Source organism: Prosthecobacter sp. (genome assembly GCF_044226605.1).
GTDB lineage: Bacteria > Verrucomicrobiota > Verrucomicrobiia > Verrucomicrobiales > Verrucomicrobiaceae > Prosthecobacter.
Genome location: NZ_JBGAGS010000002.1, coordinates 365,672 through 378,077, shown reverse-complemented (window position 1 = coordinate 378,077; position 12,406 = coordinate 365,672). Strand labels below are relative to the sequence as shown.

General features: G+C 60.7%; 6 protein-coding genes and 1 tRNA gene. 4 read left to right on the top strand and 3 right to left on the bottom strand.

Translation table 11 applies throughout. The features are described 5' to 3' along the window. Nucleotides 1-70 precede the first annotated feature (70 nt). The gene (locus ACILSO_RS03645) at nt 71-682 is read right to left on the bottom strand and encodes a transposase (protein ID WP_395736005.1); all 612 of its coding nucleotides are present in this window, start codon (nt 680-682) and stop codon (nt 71-73) included. Between the two features lie 153 nt (nt 683-835). Here ACILSO_RS03645 and ACILSO_RS03640 point away from each other — a divergent pair, with 153 nt between their 5' ends. After that, complete coding sequence (locus ACILSO_RS03640) at nt 836-4,030, top strand: PVC-type heme-binding CxxCH protein (protein ID WP_395736004.1); 3,195 nt, start codon at nt 836-838, stop codon at nt 4,028-4,030. A gap of 53 nt (nt 4,031-4,083) precedes the next feature. Here ACILSO_RS03640 and ACILSO_RS03635 read toward each other — a convergent pair whose 3' ends face one another. Beyond that, complete coding sequence (locus ACILSO_RS03635) at nt 4,084-4,893, bottom strand: hypothetical protein (protein WP_395736003.1); 810 nt, start codon at nt 4,891-4,893, stop codon at nt 4,084-4,086. A gap of 9 nt (nt 4,894-4,902) precedes the next feature. Next, nucleotides 4,903-7,548 carry a DEAD/DEAH box helicase gene (locus ACILSO_RS03630; protein ID WP_395736002.1) on the bottom strand — a complete coding sequence of 882 codons (2,646 nt, stop codon included), beginning with the start codon at nt 7,546-7,548 and terminating at the stop codon, nt 4,903-4,905. A gap of 142 nt (nt 7,549-7,690) precedes the next feature. On the opposite strand from ACILSO_RS03630, the gene ACILSO_RS03625 reads away from it, so the two are divergent. The 3 genes from ACILSO_RS03625 to ACILSO_RS03615 all read left to right on the top strand — a co-directional run bounded on the left by ACILSO_RS03625 (nt 7,691) and on the right by ACILSO_RS03615 (nt 12,341). Further along, nucleotides 7,691-11,215, top strand: a complete 3,525-nt coding sequence (locus tag ACILSO_RS03625; RefSeq protein WP_395736001.1) for a DEAD/DEAH box helicase — start codon at nt 7,691-7,693, stop codon at nt 11,213-11,215. Nucleotides 11,216-11,555: 340 nt separating this feature from the next. Next, a complete protein-coding gene (locus tag ACILSO_RS03620) occupies nt 11,556-12,155 on the top strand; it encodes a hypothetical protein (protein ID WP_395736000.1) in 600 nt (199 codons plus the stop codon). A gap of 110 nt (nt 12,156-12,265) precedes the next feature. After that, nucleotides 12,266-12,341: transfer RNA gene (locus ACILSO_RS03615), tRNA-Ile, on the top strand. Nucleotides 12,342-12,406 lie beyond the last annotated feature (65 nt).

The window sequence follows — 12,406 nt, the reverse complement described above, 5'->3', positions numbered from 1 at the left end:
CAAGCTTCTTTCCTCTTCGTTCAATCTCCCAAACGGGCCAGGAATGGCCCGATTACTCCGGAGCGCTCGGTTACTTGAGAATGTGGTTTTCGATCAAAGTAAACTCATCAGGGCGCAGTCCAGCTCTTTGAGGATTGTCCTGTATGTAATTCCGAAAAGCCCTCAGCTCCTCATAATCCCGCACGATGCGGTTGTAGCTGTCCTCCATCCAAAACGCCTGCGGCGGCCTGCCGAGCTGAATATTGCAGATTCTGGCGCTCGCTCCCTTCATTCCGCCCACCAGCTTGAATACATTTTCATCCTCCCCAGGTTTCAGCAGAAGGTGAACGTGATTCGGCATAATCACCGCACAGTCCAGATCAAGCCGAAGACCATCAAACTTGCCCAAAGCCTGCTCAACATGCCGGCGGATTTCAGGATCCCGCAGCGTACAGCTGCCGTACCCGGCATCCAGCCACGTATCCATACGCTCGGTAAACAGCTCGGAATACTCCAATGCATCCGCGTCATTCCACGGCTGAGGATGATTCTCCAGCCAGACTGCACGCTGCCGGACCCACTGCTTGAGCAGCTCCTGCGGAACTGAATCCGCCAGTCGAAAGGTGAAGAAGTAACTCACGCCCGGCTGCACCCAGTGCGGCAACGTCTGCTGAGTGATATCCACCTGCAGATTGCGGCTCAAACACTGAAAGCGAACGAAAGGGCGCATCCTCAAGTAGTCGGAGCATTCCTGCCCCGACGCAAGTTTCGCCACGGGCCAGGAATGGCCCGATTACTTGTCTGGTTTCATCCCGTTCTGCGAGATACATCGAACGCTCAACCACGTTCTCTTTCCATGATCAGAACCCTTATCATCTCACTCACTGTGGCGGTCACCCTTGCTGGTGCGCAAACAACGAAGCCGGACAAACCGGTGAAGAAGTTTGAGGCGATGGTGAATCCGCTGGATGCGAAGAACAGGGACACGGGGAAGCCGCCGCCGCCTGAAGATCCGGCACTGCTGAAGTATTACATGGAGGAAAAAACTGCGCCGCTGCCTCCGGTGACGAAGGCGGTGGAGACGGCGCTGCCGCTTGTGCTTCAAAAAGGCGAGCACGTGGTGTTCATTGGCAACACACTGTTTGAACGCGGTGCGCAGTTTCCGCATTTCGAGGCCATGCTGCTGAAGGGACATGCGGACAAACAGCTGGTGGTGCGCACGCTGGCGTGGGCGGCGGATGAGGTGGACCTGATGCCGCGGCCGACGAATTTTGGCACGCTGAACCAGCACCTGCATGCGCAGAAGGCGGATGTGATCTTTGCTGCGTTTGGGTTCAATGAGTCGTTTGGCGGAGTGGAGAAGCTGGCGGATTTCAAGCTGCGGCTCACGGCTCTGGTGCAGGAGCTGAAGACGCATGCCTACAATGGCAAAACGGGGCCGCGTGTGGTGCTGGTGTCTCCGATTGCGAACGAGAATGTGCCGGGCATGCCCGCAGCGGACTCGAACAACGCGCGGCTGGCGGCCTACACGAAGGCGATGGGTGAAGTGGCCGCCGCGGAGAAGGTGGGATTTGCAAATGTGTTTGAGGCGATGCTGCCGGGGATGAAGGGCCTGACCTTTAATGGCGTGCATCTGGAGGATGCGGGGTATGCGGTGCTTGGCGAGGTGCTGTATCGGACGACTTTTGAAGTCAGCGCGCCGGAAACCACGCCGGAGCTGCGTGCGGCGGTGGCGGACAGGAACCGGCAGTTTTTCCAGCGCTACCGGCCGCTGAACGGATTTTACTACACGGGCGACCGCAACAAGGACTATGGCTACCTGGACTTTCTGCCGGCGATGCGGAGCTTTGATGTGATGGTGGCAAACCGTGACGAGCGTGTGTGGGCCATCGCGCAGGGGCAGAGCTTTGCGGGCAAGAAGGTGGATGACTCGAATGTGCCTGAGATGCCCGAGACGAAGGAGAGCAAGGGTGCAAACGAGTGGATGACTCCGGCAAATGAATTTGCGGCCTTCAAGGTTGATCCACGCTTTGAGGTGAACCTGTTTGCGAGCGAGGAGCAGTTTCCGGAGATCGCGAATCCCATTCAGATCCGCTGGGACACGCGAGGGCGCATGTGGGTGAGCACGTCGCAGGCGTATCCCCATCTCTATCCTGGCCAGGAGCCGCATGACCGGCTGATCATTCTGGAAGACACGGACAATGACGGGCGTGCCGACAAATCGACCGTGTGGGCGGACCGGCTGCACATTCCGCTGGCCTTTGAGTTTGGTGATGGCGGTGTGTATGTCTCCGACGAGCCGCACCTGACCTTTCTCAAGGACAAGGATGGCGATGGCAAAGCGGACTTCTCACGCCAGGTCTTAACCGGCTTCGGCACGGAGGATTCCCACCATGCGCTGCATGATTTTGTCTGGAGTCCGGATGGCGATCTCATCATCCGTGATTCGATCTTCCTGCACTCGCAGATTGAGACGGCCTACGGCCCGGTGCGGCTGGACAATTCCGGGTGGTTTCGGCTGCGCACGAGCACGCAAAAGCTGAGCACCTTTGGCAGTTACCCCAGCACCAATCCCTGGGGGGTGACCTTCGACGACTGGGGCCACCATGTGGCCAGCCATCCCATTTTTGCCAGCGCCTTTCATGCGACGAATCCACCGTATCCAGAGCAGCATCCCAGCGCGGGAAAGATGCCTGCGTACTCCGGCACCTGCGGCCAGGAGTTTGTGGACTTTGATTTCTGGCCGCAGGAGCTGCAGGGCGGGTTTATCAAGGCACGTTACAAGCCCACGAATAACATCGAGATGCATCAGTGGATCGAGATGGATGATCACTATGAAGAGAAAAAGCTCGGCGATCTCATCTTCTCCACGAATCTGAGCTTCATCCCCACGGACGTGAAGGCGGGACCGCGCGGTGACTTCTACATCTGCGACTGGTACAACCCCATTAAGGGACATGCGCAGTACTCGCTGCGCGATCCGCGCCGCCTGCGCACCAGCGGGCGCATCTGGCGCATTGTGCCCAAGGGGGCCAAGCTGGCGGAGCCACCGACAGTGGCGGGCGCGCCCGTCCAGGCGCTGCTGGAGCTTTTGAAGAGCCCGCACTACCGTTGGCGCTACCAGGCCAAGCGCGAGCTGCACGAACGTGATGGCGCCGAGGTCAAAGCGGCACTCGATGGCTGGGTGGCGAAGCTCGACACGAAGGATGCGCGATTCCGGCATCATCAGCTCGAAGCGCTGTGGACTTATCGGACCATCGGCACTGAGAATGCGGCGCTGCTGAAGGAACTGCTGAACTGTGAGGAGCATCATGCACGCGCCGCAGCCACGACGCAGCTTCGCTACATCGATCTGCCGGAACGCATCGCGCTGCTGCGTGCCCGGGCGAATGATGACAACGGAATCGTCCGCATGGAGGCGGTCATTGCGGCAAGCTACATCGGTACCGCGGAAGCTCTGGATGCGGTGCTGGGCGTGCTCGACAAGCCGATGAGCGATCATCTGACGTATGCGGTGCGTACTTCGCTGGGCAGCGAGGCTCTCTCGCGACATTGGAAGACGAATGAGAATGCCAGGATCACGGCGTTCATGAACGCCTTCGCGGCGAGCTACAAGCGCAGCTCGTTTGAGAAGAAAAAGACGGTGGAGGAAACGGCCTTCGACAAGCAACCGGGCGTGGCCAAAGTCACCATCAACTGCGTGCGCGAGCGCATGCTATTCGACAAGACGGAGTTCAGCGTGAAGGCGGGGCAGCCGGTGAGCCTGGTCTTCAACAATCCTGATGCAACGGCTCACAACCTGGCGATTTGCAAACCGGGAAGCGCGGAGGAAATCGGGCTGGCGGGGAACGAAATGGCGAAGGACCCGGAAGGCATCAAGAAGGATTTCATTCCTGCAACGGACAAGATTCTGCATCATACGAAGCTGCTGAATCCGAATGCTGCGGAGGTGCTGCGTTTCACGGCTCCGAAGGATGCGGGGGATTATCCGTATGTGTGCACATTCCCGGGGCATTGGGTGATCATGCGCGGGGTGATGCACGTGAAGTGAGGCGGGGTATCGCGCCCCGATTCAAGATTTCAGACGGGCCAGGAATGGCCCGATTACTGACTGCGCTTTTTCGGCGTCTTCTTTGCTGCTTTCTTTGCAGGGGCTTTTTTCTTGGCGGGCTCGGTTGCGACCGGAGGTGGTTCTTCGGTGAGGATGGGGATGGAGGTGCCGAGGTCGATGCCGAAGATGGCGGAGATGTCGGCTCCGGCGAGATCACCGGAGTCTGCTGAGAGATCCGTGATAACGGAGCTGCTGGCATTGGAGAGGAGCTCGGCCTGATCTACACCGCGGAGGGTAAAGAGGAGTTCGGGCTTCGTGTCCAGCAGCACGCCTACACCATAAAGCACTGCGGAGACATGCTTGCACATGACTGCGTGGTCGGGGCAGGAGCAGTTGAAGCGGATTTCCTTCGGCTTGGGGAACAGACCGTCCTTGGGATCGGTGAGCACCTGCATGAGGCCATCGCCCAGCTTGCCAGCGAGGAGGTCGAGCATGGAACCTACCTGTCCGGCGCTGGACTCAACGATGTGCTGCCACTGCTTTTTCGGCAGAGGGTGAATGGTGATGCTGGTGTCATACAGTTCCGACCCCGCGACCACAGCGGAGAGTTCTCCGGGGGTGATTTCGAGATTGTACACATTGCCCTGGCGCAGGTAGCTGCGGCCACGTGGCAGGCGTGTTTCATAGTCCTGATAGGATTCCAGATTTCGGCACCAGGCCTGGCCCCAGAAGGTGGTGCTGAGTTTTTTCTGACCGGCTGGAGCAGGCAGCGCTTCGAATTTTTCGCCACGCTTTTTCCGCTTCGCGATCTCGCGCTGCACGCGGGCTTTCTGCTCTTCTACATCTTGGTAGGACCACCACATAAAAACTGATTACACGACGGCTGCATTCACATCAAGCTTCACCAGATCGAGAAGCTCCTCGGCGCCCATGTCGGTGATGAGTTTCTCGGCACCGCCGTCTCCGGTGATGAGGTCGTGAGCCAGGCTCATTTTTTCTGTGATCAACGCGTCGATGCGTTCCTCGATGGTGCCCTGACAGACGAATTTGTGGACCATGACGTTCTTCTTCTGACCGATGCGGAAGGCGCGGTCGGTGGCCTGATTTTCCACGGCGGGATTCCACCAGCGATCGAAGTGAATGACGTGGCTGGCGGCGGTGAGCGTGAGTCCGGTGCCGCCAGCTTTGACGCTGATGACCATGAAGGGTGGGCCGCCGGGCAGCTGGAAGGATTCCACGAGCTGCGGACGCTTTTTCACCGCGGTGCCGCCGTGAAGGATGAGACCCTCGCGGCCAAAGACGGTGGCGAGGAAGCGGGCCAGAGGATCGCAGGTTTCTTGAAACTGGGTGAAGATGAGGGCGCGCTCGCGGCGCTCGGCGAGCTCGCTGCAGATTTCCGCGAGGCGCGTGAACTTGCCGCTGTCTTCAGGACTCCATGCGCCGTCGCCGTTCCAGTGGCTGGGGTGATTGCAGATTTGTTTGAACTTGAGGAGGAATCCGAGCACCAGGCCCTGACGCTTGATGGGCTCCATGGTTTTGTCGGCGAGCATCTTTGCCAATTGATCGACGAGCTTTGCGTAGATGGTGGCCTGGCGCTTGGTGAGGCCGCAGAAGGCTTTGGTTTCGATCTTGTCGGGCAGATCTGTGATGATGCTGCGGTCCGTCTTCATGCGACGGAGGATGTAGGGCTGCACGAGTTTGCGCAGTGGTGCAAAACCGGCGCTGCTTTTGGCGCAGTTTTTTACCGCAGATGCAAAGGCGGTGGAGCCACCAAGCAGGCCGGGATTGAGGAAATCGAAAAGGCTCCACAGATCGCCGGGACGGTTTTCCACGGGGGTGCCGGTGAGAGCGATGCGTGACGGAGCCTGCAGGCGCTTCACGGCTCTAGTGCTGACGCTGCCGGGGTTCTTGATGGCCTGGGCTTCATCGAGGATGACGATGCTCCATGGATGTGCCTGCCATGATTCGGTGCGCTGGAGGAATTGGTAGGTGGTGAGCATGGCATCGTACCCACGCAGGGCTGCGGCGGGCTGCTTCACTGCAAAGTCCAGCTCCTCGCGCGAGGTCTGTGATGGATGCGCGATGAAGCATTTCAGATCGGGAGCGAACTTGGCGATCTCGGCTTTCCAGTTGCCCACGAGCGAGGCGGGCACGACGAGGAGGCCGGGGGCTTTCGTGTCCTTTTGCCGAGCAAGCAGCAGCGCAATGACCTGCAGCGTTTTGCCGAGGCCCATGTCATCCGCCAAACAGGCGCCGAGGCCGAGGCGGCTCATGAACTGGAGCCAGGAGAATCCTTTGAGCTGATAGGGGCGCAGGGTGGCAAGGAGATTGGGTGGCGGCGGCGCTGAAGCGGGATCGCGCATCTGCTGAAGCAGCGCCGCGAGGTTCTTGCCTGCGACGATGCCGCTCCAGTCATGCACCATCTCGGAGTTTTCCTCCTCCACGGCTTGGAGGCGCGCATCGAACCCTGCGAGCAGTCGCATGCCATCGAGGAAGCCGATGCCGCCTTCGCCAGCGGCATGCTGCACGCGTTCCCAGTGGGACATGACCTGCTGAAGCTGGGCGCCATCGACTTCCACCCAGCGGCCGCGGAGCGAGACGAGGCCGGTGTCCGCGCTGAGGAGCTTTTCCCATTCAGCGTCGGTGAGGGGTTCGCCGTCCATGCTGGCTGCGATCTTGAAGCTCATGAGAGTCCCGACGTGAAGAGAGGATTGCCTGGGAGCATCGATGGTGACCGAGACTGCCGGGCGGGGGCCTTTGCCGCTGCGCCACCAGTCGGGGAGTTTCATGACGATGCCGCTCTCTTGAAAGAGGGCGGTGTCTCGCAGGACGCGGAAGGCTTCCTGGGGCGACATGGCCATGGGCTGGAAGAGGCGCTTGGTTTCCAGCCATTCGCGCAGGAGCCTGGATTTTTCAGCGGCGGTGCGAACGGGCGCCAGGAGGGCATTGAGGGCAGTCTGATCTTTCTGCCCGGCGTAGAGCTGCAGGGCACGTGCGAGAGGCAGGTGCTGGGGCTGGCCGGTGGCGCTGAGTTTTTCGGTGAAGGTGGCGAGAAAGGCGAAGGGGCGCTGGGTGTCCGTCTTGTTTTCCGCGAGGTGAAAGGTCACGCGGCCGACGACATGCCATGCGGGGCATTCCGTGCGCAGCCATTCCTCGACGCCGCGGGTGGCAAGCTGGGCGATGTGCTGGGAGAGATCGAGCCACCAGCGTTCGAGTACATCCGGGGTGAGGTATTCAGCACCGGCGAAGGGAGGTGCGGTGGCGATGAAGGCTTCGCGCTCCGTGAAAACGGAGGTGTTCAGCGCATCCTTGGTCTGACAGAGGCGGGTGAAGAAGTGGCGGGCGAATTCGCGCAGCCAGCGCCAGGGAGGATCAAGTTCGGCGGTGAGCAGGTCCGTGCCCAGCACGCGCAAAACGGCAGCGGGTGAGCCAGCGGCGGCGATTTTCCTTTCTGCCGAGGATTCGGCCACGCCTTCGTGGGAGAGGAAACCTTCAGGGGTCAGGACGGGGGCAAACATGCAGTTGTGTTTGGCGAGGAAGCGTTGTCAAACAAGAGTTGGGAATACGGAAATTCAGCAATCGTCGTTTTCCAAGAGCCACTGTCCATGCTATCGCTCCGGTTCCCCCCGCCGCAGCCCGGCGCGGGTTTCAATACCGCGCATGACCAGCCTCATTTCCAATCTACCCGTTCTGCTCCGCCCGTTTGACGCACGCACCCGACAAGAGGCCGAACGCCTTGTGGATGATGATGCGGTGAGAGGGCTGGAACTGCTGGAAGACGAAATGATGGCGGAAGTGCGGCTGGATGACCGACCGGCGCAGGTGCGCTGGCTGCGCGGCGAGCACGGCTGGCATGGCGAGACGGATGTGGATGATGATCAGGAGCTGGAAGACCTGGCGCTATGCACCACCCTGGTGGCGGTGCAACGGCGGGAGGCGCGCGGCACGCTGCCGCTGCCGCCGGTGGAGGAAGAAGACTTTGAACACCAACTGACGATCAAGCTGGGCCGACCGCTGACGCCGGATGAAGAGAACTACCTGAGCAAGATGGAAAAGCGCTACGAGCGCGTGCGCCTGACGGGGAAGATCTTTGACCAGGACATGGTGCGCCTGCACCCGAAGTGGGCGATCCAGAGCCTGGAACCGGTGGTGCTGTGGCCGGAAGCCCCGAAGTCCCTGCGCGAATTTTGGAACTACATCGCGCTGGCGCTGGCGGACAAGGGACTGGCGGTCCCGGCCTTTCTGCGCGGCATGTCGGACATCGAAGGCACGCGGGAGACGCTGCGCGAATGGCGGCATGCGAGCACGGTGCCGACGTGGCAGAAGCGCATCCGCGAATTCATTGACTCGCGCCAGGATGACCGGCAGACGCACCGCCAGCCACCACGCGTGTGCGACTTCCGCCTGCTCATCACGGTGAATGATGCGCGGCTGCAGATGCGCCTGGAAGGCGAGACGCCGAGCCCCTACACGACGGTGGATGCGGCGCTGCTGGACAATCTGCGCCGTGAGCATCGCGACGGGCGTATTGTGACCTCGGGCGGCTCGGAACTGCTGTTTGTGTCCTGCCTGGCGCAGAGCGAGGAGGATTGGAATGATTCGTTCCGGCTGGAGTCCAAACACCATGCGCAATGGCTGGCCACGCTCTTCCAGCAGCCGGCGCTGCACGAGCGGATGATCACGCGCGATGAAGTGCCGTTTCAGCAGGTGGCAGAACCTTTGAGCTGGGTGGCACGCCTGAGCGCGAACGGGCTGAACCTGACGCTGCAACTTGAAACGGTGGATGGGACCCCTGCCCCGCTGCCGCTGCGGATTCTGCGTGGGGTGCAGACTTTTTACCTGAGCGCGGAGGCACTGTATCGCGGACCCGTCTGGCTGCATGATGAGTCGCGGCTGGATGCGGCGATCACCATGCCGCTGGAGGCTCTGGCGACGGCGGAGGGGATCTCCTTCATGCGCGAGATCGACATTCCGGTGCCGGACGCGATCAAGAGCCGTGTGCGGCATGAAGACCTGCATGTGAACATCACCGCAGCGTGCCTGGCGAAGACCTCGAGCTCGAGCGGCGCGGAGTTTGTGACGTTCAAGGCGGACGCCGTGGATGGCGAAGGGCGTGTGCGCGAGACGCTGCGTTTTTCCGGATGGCAGCCGGTGGATGAAAAAAAAACGGCTGACCACAGCGGAGACGCCATCGTGTGCCGGGACCGGCGCGCCCTGAGAGAGGCGGAGGAGCTGATGAACCAGCTGCGACGCACCTGGGACATGGAGAATGATGCGTGGCGCGTGCGCATGGCGAAGGATTTTCCGGACATGTTTCATGCCTGGGCCTCGAAGCTGCCGGAGAACGTGAATCTGAAGACGGATGACAGCCTGAAGACCATTCTTTCCGATCCGCTGATCGCGCGTGTGCGACTGGAGGCCACACAGGCGGGGAACATCGACTGGCTGGACCTGCGCGTGGTGTTTGACATCGAAGGCATGGATTTGAAGCCCGCGGACATCCGCCGGCTGATCGCCGCGAAGGGAGATTTCGTGCGTCTGGCGGATGGATCGTGGCGGCGTGTGAAGCTGGAGCTGAGCGAGGAACAGCAGGAGATGCTGGACCGTCTGGGCATTGACCTGAACGAGCACAGCGATGAGACGCACCGCATGCACTGGCGGCAGCTGGCGCAGGAGAATGCGGCGGAGATCGTGAACCCAAAGGCCTGGGGCAAGATCGTGGAGCGCATGGAGGAGGCGAAGCTGGATGCACGGCCGCCGGTGCCTGAGGGCCTGAACGTCACGCTGCGTCCGTACCAGATAGATGGCTTTCATTTCCTGACGTACCTGACCTCGAACCGCTTCGGCGGCATCCTGGCGGATGACATGGGCCTGGGTAAAACGCTGCAGGCCATCACGTGGGTGCTGTGGCTGAGGTCTCGCAAAAAGGCGGATGGACCGCACCTGCCGGTGCTGGTGGTGTGCCCGAAATCGGTGCTGGATGTGTGGGCGCTGGAATTCAAGAAGGGCTCGCCGGATCTGCGCGTGCTGGTGCTGCATGAGAAGGACCTGTTTGATCTGAATCTGGTAATGACGCAGATCGACGTGGTGGTGATGAACTATGCGCAGATGCGCGGCTTTGACGGTGAACTGGCCGCTGTGCGCTGGCTGGCTGCGATTCTGGACGAAGGCCAGCAGATCAAGAATCCAGACTCGAAGGCCGCCAAAGCAGCGAGGCAGATCCGTGCGGACAACCGGCTGGTGCTGACGGGTACGCCGCTGGAAAACCGTCTGCTCGATCTGTGGAGCCTCATGACGTTTGCCACGCCCGGAGCATTGGGTGAGCGTGCGTACTTCCACCGACACTTTGACCGCCGCAAAGATCCGCGTGCGTCCGAGCGACTGGCGGCACGCCTGCGGCCCTTCCTGCTCCGGCGCACGAAGGCGCAGGTGGCGCGCGACCTGCCCTCGCGCAGCGAGGAAAACCTGCTGAGCGAAATGAGCGGACGGCAGGCGGAACTGTACAAGGAAGAGCTGGCGCGCGCGCAGCTGATGGTGCTGAACAGCTCCGGCTTTGACATGGTGAACCGCAGGCGCTTTGCGATTCTGCAGGCGCTGACGCGGCTGCGGCAGATCTGCTGCCACCCGGGCCTGATCGACAAATCGGCTGAGAACGAAGAGAGCGCGAAGCTGACCTCCACGCTGGAGCTGATCCAGGAACTGCATGATGAAGGGCACAAGGTGCTGCTCTTCAGCCAGTTTGTCTCGATGCTGAAGATCATCCGCACGAAGCTGGAAGAGATGAAGCTGCCGTACCACTGGCTGACGGGAGCGAGCACGGACCGTGCGGGGATCGTGAAAGCGTTCCAGGAAGATGAGAATGCGAGTGTGTTCCTGCTCTCGCTGAAGGCGGGCGGCAGTGGTTTGAATCTGACTTCCGCATCCTACGTGATTTTGTATGATCCGTGGTGGAATCCTGCGGTGGAGAACCAGGCGATTGACCGTGCGCATCGAATTGGCCAGACCCAGCCGGTGATGGCTTACCGGATGCTGACGAAGAGCACGATCGAGGAGAAGATCATGACGCTGCAGCACAAGAAGAACCTGATGGTGAGCAATGTGCTGGGCGAAGGCGGGTTTACGAACCTGCTGCAGAAAGAGGACTTTGACTTCCTGTTTGATATTGAGGCGGAGCGGAGTGTGTAACCGGCCTAGTGAAGAGATGTGATTGAGAGGATTGGAGATTGCGGGCGAGGCGGAGCGTGGAGTCTTTCTCTTCGTCCTACGTTTCCTCTTCTTGCCGGTTCTGGGATTGGCGCGGGGCGGGAGTGCTCAGGGAGGAGGAAGATTGGTGGAAACGAAGTGCTGGACGAGGCGGAGCGTTGAGGGATCAGGATGATCCCTCTCCTGCCAGATGTGCTTTGCTGCACTGGTGCGCCGATTGCTTGCGGGGAAGTTGGCCGACGGAGGTATTGACTCAAGGAATCCGCGTGAATACATGGGGCATAGCCGACGTTCTGCACCCCTGTTGTCTTCTCTAAGCGTTATGAGCCATTCGCCACCTTCAAGCCCGACTGAGATTCGTCTTCGGGACCCGCTGACCGAGGTCTCGCGGAAGGAGCGCACCGCGCTGCTCGGCGTTGGGACGCTCGGCATCATTGTGGCCAAGACCGGTTTCGTGCCATCCAAGATCTCGGCGCTCGGCATCGACTTTTCGGTCACTGACCAGCAGATGCTTTACCGCGCGCTCACAGGGGTCATCGGCTATTTTGTCGTCGCGTTCATGCTCTACGCCGCGTCGGATTTTGTGGCGTGGCGCGTCGCGTGGATGAACGCGATGCGCGCCGCCACGAAAGCGCGCCACGAGCGCAAGGCCTCGGAGTCGGCCTCTGAACTGCACGCAGCCGTCGAGCAGGAGCTCAGCATGCAGTTTCGGAACATTCCGTATGCCCTGAGCTCGACGGTTTCATCCCTCCGCGCCTTGTTTGATTTCGCGGTCCCCGTTGTCATCGGTGTCTGGGGAATGTCCGCAACGCTCTTTGTGCATCCGCAGACTGCTCCAGCGGCGCAGGCACCTCTGCCGGCGGCTATCGCCACTCCTGCGGCAGCCCCGGCACCGGCGCAGCACAAGGCAACTGAACCGTGATTCCGCGGCGCATCTGAGCAAGGACGGAGCGCACCTCATGCCCGCAAGTTTCGTGCACCGCCAGTTGCCGCAGGTGCAGGACAGTGCATAATCCAAGGCTCCGTGCGCACGCTCCTGTAGCTCAACGGTTAGAGCAGGGGACTCATAATCCCTTGGTTGCGGGTTCGAATCCCACCGGGAGCACCATGCTGAAGGCGTGGAAAGAAAGGCTGTGGAATCAGGGAACTTGATGGGGCTGCCGCCAATTGCAG